Annotated in this window: 12 protein-coding genes and 1 pseudogene; 11 read left to right on the top strand and 2 right to left on the bottom strand. The window is 48.0% G+C overall.

Going from position 1 to position 17,816, the window contains the following annotated elements; all coding sequences use genetic code 11:
* Positions 1-99: 99 nt before the first annotated feature.
* Both B2U56_RS07975 and B2U56_RS07970 read left to right on the top strand, forming a co-directional pair.
* Positions 100-1,047, top strand: coding sequence for a cation diffusion facilitator family transporter (locus B2U56_RS07975; protein ID WP_286677185.1), 948 nt, complete (start codon positions 100-102; stop codon positions 1,045-1,047).
* Positions 1,048-1,139: 92 nt separating this feature from the next.
* Positions 1,140-2,114, top strand: coding sequence for a DnaJ C-terminal domain-containing protein (locus tag B2U56_RS07970; RefSeq protein WP_013047582.1), 975 nt, complete (start codon positions 1,140-1,142; stop codon positions 2,112-2,114).
* On the opposite strand, the gene pbpC is transcribed toward B2U56_RS07970, so the two are convergent.
* Both pbpC and B2U56_RS07960 read right to left on the bottom strand, forming a co-directional pair.
* Positions 2,108-4,318, bottom strand: a complete 2,211-nt coding sequence (gene pbpC, locus B2U56_RS07965; protein WP_286953184.1) for a penicillin-binding protein 1C — start codon at positions 4,316-4,318, stop codon at positions 2,108-2,110. The two genes, B2U56_RS07970 and pbpC, sit on opposite strands and share 7 nt — an antisense overlap.
* Complete coding sequence (locus B2U56_RS07960) at positions 4,293-9,572, bottom strand: Ig-like domain-containing alpha-2-macroglobulin family protein (RefSeq protein WP_286953182.1); 5,280 nt, start codon at positions 9,570-9,572, stop codon at positions 4,293-4,295. The genes pbpC and B2U56_RS07960 overlap by 26 nt, the downstream gene beginning before the upstream one ends.
* Before the next feature lie 268 nt (positions 9,573-9,840).
* On the opposite strand from B2U56_RS07960, the gene clpB reads away from it, so the two are divergent.
* From clpB to B2U56_RS07920, 9 genes and pseudogenes are all read left to right on the top strand, one after another.
* Positions 9,841-12,465 carry an ATP-dependent chaperone ClpB gene (clpB, locus tag B2U56_RS07955; RefSeq protein ID WP_286953181.1) on the top strand — a complete coding sequence of 875 codons (2,625 nt, stop codon included), beginning with the start codon at positions 9,841-9,843 and terminating at the stop codon, positions 12,463-12,465.
* A gap of 141 nt (positions 12,466-12,606) precedes the next feature.
* Complete coding sequence (locus tag B2U56_RS07950; protein WP_286953179.1) at positions 12,607-12,948, top strand: C69 family dipeptidase; 342 nt, start codon at positions 12,607-12,609, stop codon at positions 12,946-12,948.
* A gap of 6 nt (positions 12,949-12,954) precedes the next feature.
* Positions 12,955-13,272, top strand: a complete 318-nt coding sequence (locus B2U56_RS07945; protein WP_333593321.1) for a C69 family dipeptidase — start codon at positions 12,955-12,957, stop codon at positions 13,270-13,272.
* Positions 13,262-14,149: a C69 family dipeptidase gene (locus tag B2U56_RS07940; RefSeq protein WP_273015313.1), complete on the top strand. Its 888-nt coding sequence runs from the start codon at positions 13,262-13,264 to the stop codon at positions 14,147-14,149. Before B2U56_RS07945 ends, B2U56_RS07940 begins: the two co-directional genes overlap by 11 nt.
* A gap of 2 nt (positions 14,150-14,151) precedes the next feature.
* Complete coding sequence (locus tag B2U56_RS07935) at positions 14,152-15,165, top strand: transporter substrate-binding domain-containing protein (protein ID WP_286953177.1); 1,014 nt, start codon at positions 14,152-14,154, stop codon at positions 15,163-15,165.
* Positions 15,146-15,229: pseudogene (locus B2U56_RS09815) on the top strand (hypothetical protein); the annotation flags it as partial. The gene B2U56_RS07935 and the pseudogene B2U56_RS09815, both read left to right, overlap by 20 nt.
* Positions 15,230-15,235: 6 nt before the next feature.
* Positions 15,236-16,099, top strand: a complete 864-nt coding sequence (locus tag B2U56_RS07930; RefSeq protein WP_286953176.1) for a sensor histidine kinase — start codon at positions 15,236-15,238, stop codon at positions 16,097-16,099.
* Complete coding sequence (locus B2U56_RS07925; RefSeq protein WP_013047588.1) at positions 16,092-16,772, top strand: response regulator; 681 nt, start codon at positions 16,092-16,094, stop codon at positions 16,770-16,772. Before B2U56_RS07930 ends, B2U56_RS07925 begins: the two co-directional genes overlap by 8 nt.
* Before the next feature lie 243 nt (positions 16,773-17,015).
* A complete protein-coding gene (locus B2U56_RS07920) occupies positions 17,016-17,606 on the top strand; it encodes a DUF6305 family protein (protein ID WP_286953174.1) in 591 nt (196 codons plus the stop codon).
* Positions 17,607-17,816 lie beyond the last annotated feature (210 nt).

The following is a 17,816-nucleotide window of genomic DNA, read 5'->3' as shown; positions in this document are numbered from 1 at the left end:
AACCAATCTCCCCCTTTATTGCCTTTTTTACTCTTTTCATTATATACTGCAAATATTTCTTGAGCATTTATTATTACAACAAAAAGGAGCCCTGCTTTGATGGAATTCAACCGAGGGGAACGTGCCCTATTAGTGACATCCGTAGGTTTTTGGATTAATCTGGTTCTTACCATTGTAAAATATGCGGCAGGATTCACCGCTCATAGCGGAGCCATGATTGCTGACGCCACCCATTCTCTCTCTGATCTTGTTACCGATGTAGTGGTGTTTTTCGGTTTTAAAGTGGTCAACAAGCCCGCAGATAAAGATCATCGGTATGGCCATGGAAAGGTGGAAACTCTTTTAGCTTCTTTATGCGGAGTGGTCTTATTTGTGGCAGGCACTGGGATTTTGCTTGAAGCCGCTCATAAAATTATTATGATCTTGAGAGGAGAGGCTCTTCCCCGGCCTGGAATGCTTGCCTTGGGGGCTGCCTTTTTGTCCATTGTGGTAAAAGAACTTCTATACCGATATACAGCCCACTGGGCCAAAAATATAAACAGCCCGGCTCTTTTGGCCAAGGCTTGGGACCATCGTTCCGATGCTTTTTCGTCCATAGGCGTTCTTTTTGGCATCGCAGGGGCCCGTTTTTTAGGAGGCGGAGGCCGCATCCTCGATCCCATTGCGGCAGCTGCTGTAAGTTTTTTTATCATTCGAGTCTCGCTGCCGATAATGCTTGAGAGCTTGAATGAACTTCTTGAGGGAGCTCTCGATAGAGAAACGGAAGAGCGGATCATAGCCCTTATAAGGGAGTCGAAGGAGATTCGCGAAGTCCACCATTTGCGAACTCGTCGGGTCGGTCCCTATATTGCCATGGAAACCCATGTTCTCGTCGATAGGTCTATGAGCCTGGTGGAAGCCCATTATATAGCCTCAGTGGTGGAAGACAGGCTTCATCAGGAGTTTGGGCCGGAAACCCTCATCTCCCTTCATGTTGAACCTCTTCCGGAAAGAGGGAAAGATCACGTTGATGACCACGTGTCGGAACATCCGAACCACCCCCATTAAATAAGAAATCTGAGGCCCGGGTACATAGGTTGCCCGGGCTTTTCCTTTGTCGTATAATAATTGGTTAGCAAAGGTCAGGGAAGGGTGATGGCATGCCTGTAACATATAAAGATTACTACGCTGTTCTCGGGATTGATCGCAACGCCACCCAGGATGATGTTCGCAAGGCCTATCGTAATTTAGCGAAAAAGTACCATCCTGATGTAAACAAATCGCCGGGAAGTGAAGAGCGGTACAAAGAGATCAACGAAGCCTATGAAGTGCTTAAGGATTCTGATAAACGTCAGAGGTACGATACTTTAGGCAATCAGTGGAGAGAGGGCCAAACCTTTACTCCTCCGCCAGAATGGGGACAGGGTGGCACTTTCCGCATGGATTTTGGTGAAGGAGGGGGCTCTGACTTCAGTGAATTCTTCAAGACCATTTTTGGAGGTTTTGGAGGTGTCCAGGGCGGGGCTGAGGACTTTTTCTTCAGAGGTGCGCCTCGGCGCCGCAAGGGGGAAGATATTGAAGTTCAGATGGAGCTGACTCTCTCAGATGTGATTTGCCGTGATTCCAAGACTATTTCGCTAGAACGGTATGAGATTGGGGCTGATGGCCGGCGGATTCCTCGAACTCAGACTCTTACTATCAACTTCCCCCAGGGTATTACCGACGGCAGCCGGATACGCCTTCCCGGAAAAGGGGGCCAGGGAATGGGCGAGGGGCCAAATGGAGATCTCTATATCACGATAAAGCTGAGAAAGGATCCACACTTTCAAGTGGATCAATATGATTTGACCACTGTCATGCGCGTTTCACCCTGGGAAGCGGCATTAGGAACCTCCCTTTCGGTGAAAACTCTTCAGGGAGTGGTGAGTATGAAGCTTCCGGCAGGAACACAGAGCGGGCAGCGTCTTCGCTTGAGGGGGAAAGGACTGCCGCGAAGGAAAGGAGCTCAGCCTGGAAACTTATATGTGATCGTAGAGATCGCTGTTCCTAAAAGCTTGTCACAAAAGGAGCGGGAGCTCTTTGAAGAGTTGGCGAAAGTTTCATCCTTTAACCCTCGCGGCATGAAAGATCAATGAAGTTCAAGGAGAGGGGCAGACTGAGGTTTGGGAGAAGAAAGAGAAAGAACTTCAATAGATATGGAATCGCTTCGCCCCTGCTCATCCATTACAGAAATACTATGACGCCCCGGAGAGAGCTTCCAGAAGAGCTCTTTCGGGGCTTTGCTTTGCCCGAAAAACTCATTATCCAAATACCAGAAAAGAATATCCTTGCTTCCTTCACATCGGAGGGCTATCTTTTGTCCCCTTCCTTCGGGGGTGAGAAAGAATTGAGATTGGGGCAGAGGCGATGTGATAGTTAGTTTCTGCGGTTCTTGAGTAAGGGGTATATCTGGCTGTCCTTTGCCTTTTTGGTGAATGGAGCAGCGGTCGTTTCTTGAAATGCCTGGAATGTACCAGTCCATTCTGTGGGCGGGGCAATTTTTTGTGGGAGGAAGGCCTGAAAGGGCGCAGACCTCTCGTTGGGCAAGAGCGGCAGGGGGCATGTACCACTTACATTTTCCTTTTGTGGCGGCCTGGATCATTTCTATGGCGGCGGAAGACGCGATTTTTAACCCCGTAAGAAGAGGATGGGGGAAACCCGCGGGGTCTCCAAACCAGACAACTACCGTATGTTCAGGGGTATAGGCTGCGGTCCAGGCATCCCTCAATCCGTAGGATGTTCCCGTTTTAAAGGCTATGGACATATTCTGGTTGGCCATTCCCTCCCGATGTAGAGGAAGTAAACGGCCTGGATCCCTTAATATATCTGCAATAAGAAAGCAGCTCGCCTCGTCAAAAATCCGTTTTTCGTAGGGAGCATCATTTTCCTTTATCATTTGAAGGGGACGTTGAATGCCTAAATTGGCCAGGGTTTCGTAGGCCAGGGCCATTTGGGTTACAGTGGTTTCGCACCCTCCGAGAATCAGGGAATCCCCATAATGGGACGGTTCGTGAGTGAGGGATGCAATGCCGGCAGCTCGTAGTGTTTGAAGAAGAGTTTCTGTTCCTACGGTGCGAAGAACTCTCACAGCCGGAACGTTCAGTGAAAGGGCGAGGGCCTTTCTTGCTGAAACGGGACCCCGGTAGGTGAGGTCAAAGTTTCGGGGAGCGAGGCCGCCGAAGGAAAGAGGCGAGTCCACAAGAAGGGAGGAAGGGGTAAGAAGACCTCTGCTGAAAGCTTCGAGATAGACAAAGGGTTTAAGGGCTGAACCTGGTGAACGCAGAGCCTGACAGCAGTCAATCCAGCTCCCCCATTGTTTTGTTCCCAGCCGCCCATTCCCTACATAGGCCAGGATAGCGCCAGTGGGATTATGAACGACCATGGCGGCTCCAGTAATAGAAGGGGGGAGGTCGCTAAGGGTTCTCTGAATAACATGCTCTGCCTGCTTCTGAAGTTGCATGTCCAGGGTTGTTGTAATGACAAGAGCTTCAGATTGAGAGAGCACCTGGTGGGCAAAATGGAAGGCCAAGGCTGGCATGGAATAGGTTTGGCTTGGAAGTGGGGTCCCAGCCCTTTTCGCGGCGAAACTGTTTGATATGAGTTTTTGATCCGCAATAGCGGCCAATATCTGGTTTCGGAGTGTCATGGCTCTCTTGGGGTTCCTGTCCGGCCTGAATAGGGAGGGGCCTCGGAGCATGCCGATGAGGAGGGCCGCTTCTTCTACGTTAAGGGTGGCGGCCGGCTTGCCAAACCAGATTCGGCTCGCTGCTTCTACCCCTCGAATGTTGCTTCCAAAAGGCGCTCTATTGAGATAGATTTCAAGAATTTCTTTTTTTGAAATAAGTCTTTCCAGTTTCATGGCCTGAAGGAACTCAGCTATTTTCATGGGGATGGTTCGCGGCCTTGAAATAGAGAGGCGGATGACCTGGCTTGTGATAGTAGAGGCACCGGAAACGACTTTCTTGGCTCGGATGTTTTGCAATCCTGCCCGGGCAATGGCAAAAAAATCTACGCCATGGTGAGACCAGAATTTGCGGTCTTCAATAGCTACGGCGATATGGGGGAGCCAAGCGCCCATTTGTTCGTAAGGTATGGGAATGCACCATTCTGAAGAGGAAGAAAGGCTCACGAAAAAAGGACGCAGCTTTTCATCGAGAAGGATAGGTGAAGTTGGCCATTCTCTGACCTTTTCAATATGTAATGGTATGAGAAGAGGGCTGACCCAGAGGAGAAAAAGGAGAGCTCCGCCCAGGACCAGCCCTTTACGCCATTTTTTATTCAATGGAGAGCGTGCCTCCATGGCTCAGGCTCCTTATGCCCGGATTATACATGTCTTCCACTGACACTGGCGGAAGGGCAAAGGTGCCGCGGGTTACAGCTCTTGTTGTGTATCGATATATAAGGGGGCCTTTAAGGTTTGTAATGAAAAGGATAAGGCGGTCGTCCCTTTTTTCTGCCCTGATCTCGCCCCCGTCAGCGGGCATATAGTAGATTTCTCCTGTGGATTCTATTTCCAACCCGCCGGGAAGAAGATCTGAGAGCACAAGGGTTGTCGTTGGGGCCAAGGGAGTGACATAAAGCTCCACAGAAAGCTTCTGCCCGAGGGAGGCGCTGCTGTTTACAACCCGCCGTACTTCAATTCCCTTATTGTAAGCTTCTACCGCTGCCTCTGGCACTCCCGAAAGGGACAGGCCGTAATAAAGGGGTCCTTCCCCTTTAAGGCGAAGGATCAGGTCGTGAGAAACAGCGTCTAAAGGAAGGGCGATCTCTTCTTTCTCTGAGATTTTTGCAAGGGGCGATCCCTCAGAAAGAAACACTTCAGCAGTAAAAGGCTTCTTTTGAAGAGGCAAAGTGCTTTCCATATATCGTCCCAGTGCGAGAAGGACTAAGGCGTTTTCCTGAGTTGTTTCCCACGTTTCTTTATAAAGCTGTTCAGTAAGTTCGGATGCAAGGGCTATTGTTTCTGGCGCCAGAGGGTCGAGAGCGTTCCACATTAGCAGCAGCAGGGCTTTGTTTCTCCAGTACAGTTCGTAGGTAGGGCCCCCCACCCCTTCTTCTGTTGAAAAAAGTACTTGGCCGAGCTCTTTTAATGGGGCGGTGTTTTTCTGATAAAGAGAGTAGGCTCCGGCCAGAAAGATCCGCCCTGAATCAGTCATTGCCTGTCTGTGCCCTTTCAGGTGCTCCATCCAGCCCAAGGGAGGTTCCCCGTTCAATGTAAGAACATAAGAGGCATAGGCTCTGACTGCTAGTTTTTCAGGCCCTTCTTCATCGCTAAGAGAAAGAATCTGGCGCAGATAGGACAAAGCCCCTTCCAGCAGACCTTCTGGAAGAGGAATATTCTTTTTGGCTGTTTCTACAAGAAAATGGGAGGCGTAGATGCTGCCCCATAAGTGGGGAATGCCCTCACCGCTCCACGAAACGAAACTGCCGTCAAAAAGCTGAAGGTTTCCAAGGCGGCGAAAAATGGATTCTAGCTGCTTCTCCACCTCTTTTTCAGAGGAGAGAAGAGGATCAATGTGTTTTGCCAGATTAGGCATCACAAGCAGTGGCCAGCCCCTCGATACGGTTTGTTCAAGACAGCTGTAGGGGTAATAATGCACGAAATTGAAAGCGCCGGTGAGGTTAGCCGTGGGAAGGGCCGATAGAATCAGCGTTCCCTTTTGTGTTCCAGAGAACCATCCACCGGAAACTGGAAGAGTATGGTCTCCTTCTTCTGTGATAACGCCGCTTTGAGTTGTGGTTATTTTGGGATAGGGCGGACGGATTGTTATCTCTTTAGAAAGGGTGAAGCTTTTCTCTCCCCACTGAGCTTCAATGTCAAGGCTTCCTGTTCCGGCTTTTGCCCCTGCGGTTACGGGCATTGCCGTGCTAATTCTGCCCTTTGCCGGGACAGAAAGGGTGACCACTTTATTGTCATCTATGGTCATGCCCTGGACCTCCTTGACCCGAAGGGTCACTTTTTGTTCAACATCCCCCTGGGAGAAAAGGGTGACAGGCATTATAAAATGATCCCCAGGGGCAACAGCCCGCGGAAGGGAAGGTTCTACAACTATGTCACGCTGAATGACCACTGATTGCGCAAAAGATCCAAAAGCAGAACCTGCCACAGCTACAGCCATGAGGCGCCCTTTACCGCTGAATTCGGGGATGTCAAGGTCTATGACCGCCTTGCCTTCATGGTTTGTCCCTGCCTCCCCTTCAAAAAGAGAGAGGATGGTAAAGGATCGTCCTGTAAGGAGGGGTGAGAGCAGGCCGCCCATTGCAGCGTCATACATAGCTTCAGCGCTGTCTCCTCCCGAGGGATGAAGAAGAGGAGTTTTCCGGGATTCAAGGGGCATAAGCTGGTCGTACATGTCGTTTGTGAAAGCTGACAGCTCTCTTTTGCCCAAAAAGAATGTATCCGGGGCAGGAGTTTCATATCCGGTTAGCCCTAAAATGCCCTCATCAACTAAAGCCAGTGCAACGTACCCCTCCACAGGTCTTTGCTTGAAATCTTTGAGCCAGACCGTTACGGGAAGACGGGAGCCAGGTTCTATTTCCTGTGGGCTTTCTATTGAAACGGATAAGTGAGATTCTGGTTTATCGACGAAAAGGGGGATTGTTCCTAAAGCGCGGTGCGCCCCCCATGCATCGTAATCTTTATCTGAAACAGAACGAATGACCCAAGCAGTGCAATAGGCGTTGGGAACCATATCTTCCGTAATCTTAACCTTGAGAGAGGTTTCTCCGGATTTCATTTCTTCTATTTTTCGAATAAGCTGTCTATCTGTATCCACTGTAAAGAGAAGCAGTCCCTGGAAAGGGGATTGGATGTTGACAGTGGCAGTTTCCCCAGGGACATATTTTTCTTTATCGGTGGAGATGATAACCCTGTCGATAAGGGGAGAGCCCCCTTCCCCGGATCCAAAAGAGTACCAGACTTGCAGCCTTGTTGACGCTGAACTGCCCGTTTCCTGATCTTCAAATTGCAGAAGGTACTCTCCAGGCTCCTGGGGAGTGAAGGTAAAAAGGCCGATTCCCTGGGAAAGAGCGACTTCTTTGACTTCAGGTGTGCCAATTTCTTCCTGTTCTTCCATGCGGGTCTGGTCAGCATACCGTTTCAAGGTGTAATGTTTCATGATCTTTGACACAGACACGGTGAGGGAGTGAAGAGGAGCCGGGGTTCCGTCAGGGATCACTGCTGCCACTCTGATTTCATAAGGTTTTTGTGGGAGCGGGGCGTCTTTGCTTTTCTCTATGCCAATCATGTAGGGGGCGGGATAGCAGGGTATGGAAACTGTTTGGGGGACCCACCGTCCACCCTCTTCCCTCACCCTGATGGTAAAAAGAAAGTTTAAGACTGACGGAGCCATGAGTTCTCCCCTCGCTTTATAAGAGAGAGATCCCTTGCCTGTTTCATCGAGATTGCCTTGTCCAATGAATTCATTGACAGGTTCCGATTTTTTTTCCGGATCTCCAAAAATGTAGGCTTTCCATTTGGGGTGAGCAAAGGAAGAAGAAACAGCCCTTACCTCTCCTTCCCAGGGGAGATCAGAGGCAGGGGCTCCGAAAAGGTAGCGGGAAGAAAATGAAAGCAGTAATTCCTCTTCTGGCTTGAGGGCCTTGACACTTTCTTCAATGAGGACCTCAAGGCGTGGAGGGGCAAACTCTTCAACATAGAAGGTCATGGTTCCAAGGGGGGTTTTTTCATTTCCTGGCATAAGAAGGGACAGTTGATAGGCTCCTGTCATAATGTTTTCAGGGATTTCCCATGAGTAGAGGAGCGTTCCTTCTTGAGAAAGTTTCGCTGTGGAACGGGAGAGTTCTTTCCCATGGCTGGAAGTGATGGTAAGAAGGAGAGGGAAAGAAGATGGTGCCTGGTGTGCTCCATTTCTCACAATCGCCTTGAATTGGGCGGTTTCTCCCGGTCTGAAAATATTGCGGGGAGCGAAACAGAAAGCTTCGTATCCCTTTCGAAGATAGGGGCGGCCAGAAATGTCAAAACCGTTGTCAGCGACGACGTTTCTATCCAAAGGCAGAAAAGATATATCCCCGTCTTTCTCTACGGTAATAAGGAAGGGGCGGAGTTCATCGTTCCATGGCGCTGTGCGGTGAAGCATAAAAATGCCGTCACGTCCTGTTTTTCCTTCTGCTATGAGTTGGTTGCTTCGGGAATAGACGCGCACTTCAGCTTTCACCAAAGCTTCGAGTTTCCGAATAGAGTTGGCCCAGACCATGATCCCCTCAGAATAGGTTCTTGCCATAATTCCTATATCGGTGAGGGCCACCACTTGCTGGGCCTCCTGCCATGTGTTTGGAGCGGTGTTTCTTGCAGTGAGCAGAAAAACCCCCTTCTCGTCCTTTGCCAGTTCTCGAAGGTCTATGGCCCGCCTTTCAGCAATATTGGGGGTGCCCTGGATTTTTGCTTTTTTCTGAGCCGTAAGGTTTGAAAGTTCCCGTGGGACAGAATTAATGCCTGTCATCACCGCATAGGGTATGTTATTTTCGTAAAGACGCCACAGGCTCATTTCCACTTCATCTATATTGACTGTTTCAAGAGGGATTCGAGAGTCTTCCGCGGGGGCGAGGAACATTCCTCCCGTGGGAAAGGCAATAGAAGGTTCAACATCTGAAAAAACAAACGCTTTTTTGAATTCTTCGCCTAACTGACTTCCAGTTCGGGTGGAGAGTTCCTTTTTCAAGGTGAGGACATAGCGCTGGCGGGGTTGAAAGGGACCATCAATTGTAAATCCGTTGTATTCAGGGTTTACTGTAAAGGGGATCTTTGGCTCAAGAGATATGAAATTGCTGGCTTTTGCCATATCTATCGGCGAGGATGTCTGGATCATAATAGATCCGCGGTTCGGTCCCTGAAGATAATTCCATGATCCACGAACGGCCAAAGCAGAGGATAGCAGTATTTTTTGCTCAATGGGCCTTTCGAGACCGAGGGGGCCTGCTTCGCTGGTCAGCCCACTGGCAATGGAAAGAAGAAGCTCATTTCCGTCAAAGGGTCGGGTTGTAAGAGTAATTGAGGTGGAGGGTTGTTCCCCTGAAACAGCATAGGGTACCATTTTCCCATAGGAGTCTTTGAGGGTTGCGAATCCGCGAATTCGAATGGGAGAAACAGGAGCGGAAAAAAGAAGTTCTAGGGTAGCGAGGCCATCCTCTGTAAGATCAATTTGACGGCACTCAACAAAAGTCAAAGGCGGGGTCTGGAAGCGGAAAGAGTGGCGGCCCGCCAATAGCCGTCCTTTTTCATCACGCAGGTCTTCTTTCATTTCTACAGTATATTGAGTGGCGGAAGAAAGAGGTTTGATGAGTTTCAGTGTGAAGGTTTGAGGATCGTTCCATGTTCCTTCAGCCGGAATGGCAGGGTATATGGATAAGGGCCATGTTTCAGAAGGCGTGACGGGGGCCGAAAAAACAACAGTTATAAGGGGCGCTCTTTCTTCTATTGATCCTTGCGGCTTGAAATCTGTGACTACAAAGTCTTCTGCGGCCCAAAGGTGTCCCGAAACCAAAAAGAGAACGAGGATGACAAAAGTCAGAAGAGGAATATTTTTCTTCTTCATGGTTTTCCCTCCATTAAAAAAGTCTTTTCATACCATACATATTATATCTTCTTCTTTTGTTCTCACCATAAGAGTTTTCTTATAAAATAGAAGTAATTAGAAGATAAAAAGAGAAATTAAGATTAAAATGATAGAAATAGAGAATAAAGCACTTTCAGCAACATTAAGCCCTCTTGAATGACCAATGCTGACCTTTATAATACTTAATGGTTAGTAAAGGTCAAACACGCCAGGATCGAAGGACGGTTTCACGGGGAGGTATATGATAATGGATATTTCAAAATTTACAAAAAAATCACAAGAAGCACTGTCTTCAGCTCAAGACATGGCCCTTCGCTGGGGACACCAAGAAGTAGATGGTGAACATTTGCTTCTGGCCCTTCTCGAGCAGTCTGAAGGGCTGATTCCCCGTATACTTCAGAAAATGAACGTGCCTGTTGATGCCTTGAAAAAGGATGTGGAGCGGGAACTAGAAAAACGTCCGCGAGTTTCCGGGCCGGGATTGGAGCCGGGGAAGATCTATATTTCTCGCCGTGTTTCTCAAATTCTTGTACAGGCGCAGGAACGGGCAGAGCGATTGAAAGATGAATATGTTTCTGTGGAGCACATTTTTTCATGCTTTTTAGAAGAGGGTTCCGCTACAGCAGCGGGTCGGATTATTGCCGGATACAACATAACCATAGAGTCTTTTCTTGAAACATTGACCGCGGTTCGGGGATCTCAGCGGGTAAGCAGCGAAAATCCGGAAGAAACCTACGAGGCCCTTGATAAATACGGTCGAGACCTGGTAAAAATGGCACGCCTTGGAAAGCTGGATCCTGTGATAGGCAGGGATGAGGAAGTGCGGAGGGTTATTCGGATACTAAGCCGAAAAACGAAGAACAATCCTGTGCTGATAGGCGATCCGGGCGTGGGTAAAACAGCCATTGTTGAAGGGCTTGCCCAGCGGATTGTTCGGGGGGACGTTCCGGAAGGGCTAAAGGATCGAAGCATTTTTGCCCTCGATATGGGGTCTCTTGTGGCCGGAGCTAAATATAGAGGGGAGTTTGAAGAACGCCTTAAGGCTGTTTTGAATGAAATAAAGACCAGCGAGGGGCGGATTATTCTTTTTATTGATGAACTGCATACCATAGTAGGAGCAGGCGCGGCGGAAGGGGCTATTGATGCGGGGAACATGCTGAAGCCCATGCTGGCCAGGGGAGAGCTTCACTGTATTGGCGCTACAACTATCGATGAATATCGGAAACGTATCGAAAAGGACGCGGCTCTGGCCCGGCGTTTCCAGCCGGTTTTGGTAGAACAGCCTGATGTGGAAGATACCATTTCTATTTTGAGGGGTTTGAAAGAACGACTGGAGGTCCATCACGGCGTGCGTATTCGGGACAATGCCCTTGTGGGGGCGGCGGTACTTTCAAACCGTTATATAACTGATCGCTTTTTGCCTGATAAAGCCATTGATCTTGTTGATGAGGCCTGCGCCATGATCCGGACGGAGATCGATTCTTTGCCCGCTGAACTCGACGCGGCATCCCGAAAGGTGATGCAGCTTGAGATAGAGGAGGCGGCGCTCAAAAAAGAAAAAGACGCGGCCAGTCTTGAACGCCTGAGTGTTCTCCAGAAGGAACTTCAGGAGGCCCGGGAAGAAGCAGATGCCCTTCGTGCTCAGTATGAGAGCGAAAAAGAAGTCATCTCTAAAGTTCGCAAGATGCGCGAAGAAATTGACGCTGTAAAAAGAGAGATAGAAAAGGCTGAGCGGGAATATGATTTGAATAAGGCGGCGGAATTAAAACACGGGCGCCTTCCAGAATTACAGCAGCAGTTGAAAAAAGAAGAGGGGGCTCTTGCCGCTGGACAAGAAGGGGGCCAGCTTTTGCGGGAAGAAGTTACTGAAGATGAGATTGCCGAGATCGTTAGCCGCTGGACAGGCATTCCTGTGACTCGCCTTATGGAGGGGGAGCGGGAGAAACTTTTGAAGCTCGACGAGATTCTCCATCAGCGGGTTATTGGACAAGACGAGGCTGTTGAACTTGTGGCTGATGCGGTGATACGGGCACGGTCAGGCATCAAGGATCCCCGCAGGCCTGTAGGGTCCTTTATTTTTCTTGGTCCCACAGGGGTGGGAAAGACTGAGCTGGCTAAGACCCTTGCCGAGGCGTTGTTCGATAGTGAAGATAATATGATCCGTATCGATATGTCGGAATACATGGAAAAATTCTCTGTATCAAGGCTTATCGGAGCCCCCCCTGGCTATGTTGGATATGAGGAAGGTGGTCAGCTTACTGAGGCGGTGCGGCGTCGCCCCTATTCTGTGATTCTTTTTGATGAGATAGAGAAAGCTCACCACGATGTTTTCAATGTTTTGCTTCAAATCCTTGACGATGGCAGGGTTACAGACAGTCAGGGCCATGTGGTGGATTTTAAGAATACAGTAATCATCATGACGAGTAATATAGGGGCTCCCCTTCTTCTTGAGGGGATCACTGGAGACGGGCAGATCAAAGAAGATGCTCGCGAGGCTGTGATGAAAGAGCTGCGCCAGGCCTTTCGGCCGGAATTTCTGAACAGGGTTGATGATGTGGTTCTATTCAAGCCACTCCAGAGGCATGAGATACGCCAGATTGTCAAGCTGTTAGCACAAGAGCTTCAGAAGCGTTTGAAAGATCATAGGATTGATCTTGAATTGTCAGAAGAAGCGGTAGACTATATTGCCGATGCAGGGTACGATCCAGTTTTTGGAGCCCGCCCCTTGAAGCGTTTCATCGTAAAGCAGCTGGAAACCAGAATGGCCCGATCTCTTGTGGCTGGAGAGGTTCGGGAAGGGAGCAAGGTATATGTCACAGTGAAAGACAAGGCCCTTGCATTTCAAACGAATCCTCCCCGTCCTGACTGTTAAAGCAGAGAGTTGGCAACCTTCGTTATATTAATTGGGTATACATAAACGGGCCGGGATTTTCCAGGCCCGTTTGTATCGTATAATGGAACCTCTATAGTCTAGGGAAAATTGCTTTTAACTCTTTTCAAAGGGGCTGACAACGTGAATCGGAGAAAAAAATGCCTTGGGCTTGCGTGGGCGGTGCCTTTCTGTTGCTTATTAGTACTCGTTTCCACTCCTTCCTGGGCTTGTACAGCTGTTCTTGTGGGGAGATCCGCGAGCGCGGATGGATCTGTGATCAATTCTCATACTGCTGATAATTGGTATGATGCAAATCTAAGGGTGGTAAAAGGACAAAAATACTCTCCGGGAACGATGATGGATGTTTACATCAACCTTTTAGGAGAAGACGCGAACCCGCCTCGGGTGATCGGCCAAATTCCTCAGGCTGAAGAAACCTACACATATTTCCACATAGGCTATTCCTGCTTCAACGAGCATTAGCTCTCCATCGGTGAGAGTACTGTTGGGCAGAAAGACGAATTAAGCGCTTTCCTTCCTGATGCGAAAGGGATTCTTACCATTGAGCAGTTGGAAATTATAGCTCTTCAACGAACAAAAACTGCTCGCGAAGCCATTAAACTTATGGGGGAGCTTGCTGAAACCTATGGATTTCTTCCTTCCTGTGTTGGTCAGGGCGAGGCTCTTACCATTGCCGATCCCAATGAGGCCTGGATTTTTGAGATTCGCAGTGTTGGTTTCATGTGGAAACCGGGAAGCGGCATCCCGGGGGCTGTCTGGGCAGCTCAGCTATTTTATGGCTTCTAAGAATTATCAGGATGTAGCTATACAGCATGGCTGGTACAAGCCAGGCTCCAGACGCCCTTTTAACTGGAGGGAAGCCTACTCCCCCCGTTCTGGGTATTGGTCTATGTATAGCGACTGGATTCGGCAAAGGCTCCATTATCTTTTTAAAACACTGGATCCTTCCAAGGAATGGGATCCGAACGCAGATGTTTCTTTTTATCCCTTTTCTATTAAGCCAAAGAAAAAAATATCCGTTCAAGATGTGATGACCATGCAACGTTCTACCCTTGAAGGAACGCCTTTCAACATGGAGGATAATCCAGCCTGGCTTGTTCCCGATGTTAATGGCAAACTTGTAAAAAGCGAGTTGGCAACTCCCTTCCCAGACAACTCTATGCGTGACCTCTTGAATATTCCATATCACCGGCCTATTTCGGCTAAAACATCCTATAGTTTTGTTTCACAATCCAGAAGCTGGCTTCCTGCCCCTGTAGGCGGAATATTGTGGTTTTCTATGGGACATCCCCATATGGGAGTTTATGTGCCGGTTTATGCTGGAACCACCATTATCCCGAAAGAATGGCAAAATTTCAAGATAGGCCGTTTTGACCAATCTTCTGCCAGATGGGTATTCTATTTGGCTGCTGATCTGGTGAATCGGCGTTATCAATTAGCTTTTCGAGATATGGAGCAGGTTCGCGTTCCCTTTGAAAGGGAATTGTTTGAGAAACAGGCAGAGATTGAAAAAAAGGCAGTGAAATTGTGGAGCTCTTCTCCAGAGTTGGGTACCGCTTATTTGAATGAGATTTCTAACAATGGGATGAAAGATGCCATGGAAAAATGGTGGGATCTCTGTACCCTTCTCATCTCCAAATATATGTGGGGCAGGGTCTGGTGAGAATGAGAAAAAGGTTTCGGATAGCAGCTTTTCTTTTTACCGCTTTTCTGATTGTTTTTATCTCTCTTTCTCCGAGCCGGGGGGCTGGCGCGGGAGGCCGAGTTATTTATGCGGTAGGGGACCGGGCACAGGATCCCTTTGAATTTATTAGCGAAACACAAGTACCGACGGGGTTCCTTGTTGAGCTTTTACAATCTATCGCCAGACAGAAAGAGCTTTCTTTAAACTTCAGAATGGTACGTTGGCAAGAAGTTCCAGCGCTTCTTTATTCTTCCCATGTGGATCTGTTGCTAGGAGTGGCAGATGCTCGTGGCAATGATGCCATATTGCCTCGTTTAGCGCCTGTGGTAAATATTCCACCGTCTTCTTCACAAACAGACCAGCGTGGAGTTGGGTTGCCTAATGTTTCTGGAAAAGAAATAGGACAATATTATTTCTCCCTTCCAGTGCTTAAAGTTCCCTATTCCATTTTTACACGAAAAGGCTTGGGCGGCAGCCGCTTGAGTGACGTTTCTGGTAAAGCCATTGTTGTAGAGCAGGGCAGCGCTGAAGAAGAATATCTCCGCTTGAGCGGCCTGGCTTCAGAGATCGTATTGGCAAGCCATCCGGTGGAGATCGTTCATCTTCTTTCATCGGGGCAATATGACTTTGCCCTCATGAACCTTTATCAGGGATTGGCTATCTGTAAAAAAATTTCTATTGCAAATGTGGTCGCCACGTCTTTGAACCTTTTTAGCAAAGATTGGGGATACACTGTTGCCCATGGGGATATATCTTTGGCGGGGATATTACGAGAAGGCCTTGCTGATTCCCGCCGCAATGGTACTTACGACAGGCTCTATCGCAAGTGGTTTGATGAATACAGGCAGGATGGGAGAATCGATAAAGGACTGATAATAAAAGTAGTAGGCGGCTTTGCCATTGCTATAATCCTTATTCTCTTATGGAACTTGTCCCTTAAAAGACAGGTGACCAGGATTGTAAGAGAGAGAGAGGCTGATAGACTTTATTCGTGATGGTATTTTAGCTATAGATAATCGCGGTCGTATCACCCTTATTAACCGTTCTGCGCGCAAGCTTCTGAATATGACTTCTGATGTAGAAGGGCAGGATGTAGACAGCCTTGTGCCTGAAATCAACCTCACAGGGGTTCTAACGTCTGGGGAAACAGCCTATGACCTCGAACAGAACGTTGGGGGAACCCCCCTGGTAATAAACAAAATTCCTGTGGTGTTAAATAATCAAGTGGCTGGGGCCATTGCCAGTTTTCGTGACATGTCTGAAATTCATGCGATGGCAGAAGAGATGACAGGCGTTCGTATGTACGTGGATTCCTTACGGGTCCAGAACCATGAGTTTGTAAATAAACTCCAGGCCATCTCCGGTCTTATACAGCTGGGCAAATATGAGCGGGCTTTGACTTTTATCGCTCAGGAACAAGCTCCGGGACAAATAACGGCTTCTTTGATTGCAGAAAGAATTAAGAACCCCGCGGTAGGGGGTATCCTTTTGGGGAAATTAGGGCGATGCCGAGAGTTGGGTATAGAGTGCGAGATTACTCCCGATAGTTATTGCGGCGAGCTTGCAGCAATCAGCGACCAGGCACTTGTCATTATCATCGGGAACCTCATGGAAAATGCCATAGAAGCTGTACTCAATCTTCGTGACCGGAAAGGTAAAATATCTTTTTCTATTTTTGACGAGTCGAATCAGATAATGCTATGTGTTTGGGATAACGGGGGAAAACTTTCTAAAGAAAAGGCAAGTAAAATTTTTGAGAAAGGGTTTTCCACCAAAGCCCGTCCCCGTACTTCTGGATATGGACTTTACAACATCAGGAGAATGGTGGATGCGCTGGGGGGAGACATCTCTTTAGATTTCAGTTTTGATGAATTTACTGAGTTTATTGTTACCCTTCCCAATAGAGAAGGAGGAGATTTTTTTGAATAAGATAGAGGTTCTCGTAGTTGAGGATGATCCTATGGTGGCGGAGATACACCAAAATTTTATTAATAGCTTAGAAGATTTTCGCGTTGTTGCAGTGGCTGGAGATGGCGCAAAAGCTCTTGAGCTGTTAGATGTGTTGCCGATTCGCCTTTTAATCCTTGATATCTTTCTTCCAGGTCTTGACGGTTTGAATACTCTGCGTAAAATACGAGAACTGCAAAAGAATGTTGACGTAATTATCGTTTCAGCATCCAGAGATGTAAGCACTGTAAACGAAGCTATTCAGGCTGGAGCATTCGATTATATTGTAAAGCCCTTTGTATATGAACGGTTGAAAGCCTCTTTGGAATCTTTCAGACAAATGGAAGTTAAGCTTAAAAGAGGGCCACGAGACGTGGATCAAGCAGATATAGACAGCCTTTTTCAGGTTAAAAGCTATAAAAATTACCAATCATCACTTCCTAAAGGTTTGAATCCGGAAATGCTGAAAAAGGTGGAGAGCCTTTTGCGGCGAACCAGCGATTCCCTTTCTGCTGTGGAAGTGGCGGAATCCCTTAATGTTTCGCGAATAACCGCAAGGCGGTATTTGGAATATTTTGTAGCTTCTGGGAAAGCTATAATGAAAAGGGAATATCAGGATGTAGGACGTCCTATTAACAAATATAAACTCATTTAAACATAGCTACAGATTAATTTAGACGTTATAGGGGGGCTTAAAGCCCCCCTATTGTTTTGTTCATTTAGTTCAAATCTATAAAGCCAGACGTAGACTATATTGAGGATCTTTTTTTATTCTTTAATTTTAAACAAAACATTACACTCGTGAACGAAAAAAACTAAAATCTTGTTGTCCTGCCCTCTTCAAGCTACCATTTCATGCGAAAAATTGAACTTATTTATCTATTGAGGAGGGAAACATATGAAACTTAAGACAATGAACCCAAAAAGCTTCTTGCTTTTTGGAGTGGTATTCCTTTCTGCCGCTCTTTTTTTTGCAGGCGCAGCAAGTGCTGCTGAAATGCCTGCTGTGGAAGCACCTGTTATTGTAACTACCTGTGGACAGAGTCCGGGCGCCGTCATGGTAAAAATGTCTCTTATGCAATCTCAAATAACCCCTGTGGAAAGCAACAATACTATGAGCGCCAGCGATCTCGCCGGGAAAGGGTATAAGACCCTCATCGTTACCACTGGAACCAGCGGAAAGGGAATGGGGGCGGCGGGCACAGACGTCAACAAAGAAATAGCCCGCTGCAAAGAACTCATAGAAGCCGCCAAAGCTGAGGGCATAGTTGTCATCACAGCCCACGTGGAAGGAATGGCCCGGCGGACAGACAGCGCTGACCAGGCTTCCATAGATGAAATAATGCCTCTTGGCGACGCCATACTCATCGTGGCCGGCAGCAACCCGGACGGTTACTTCACGAAGCTCGCGCAGGACAATGACAAGCCTCTTATTGAAGCAAAGGACGCTCTTTCCATTGGATCAAGCCTGAAGGAATTGAATAAGTAGCATCATAGCCCCCGATGGAATCGGGGGCTAGTTTCCTCTACAACGAGAGATCAAGAAAGGAAATGACCACATGTTTGCACACTCTGGAATTATTTTACTTATAATTGCCGTGGCCTTCTTTCTCCCGAAGGCCATGAAGCTGAGCACGGAGCTTTCCATGTTCGTTGCCGCCCTTGCGGGAGCGGCCGCCCACTCTGTAATGCTCCGCGT

Source organism: Aminobacterium sp. UBA4987 (assembly GCF_002396985.1).
Lineage (GTDB): Bacteria > Synergistota > Synergistia > Synergistales > Aminobacteriaceae > Aminobacterium > Aminobacterium colombiense.
Note: the sequence above shows the minus strand (reverse complement) of the source record. Positions and strands in the feature narration are given on the sequence as shown.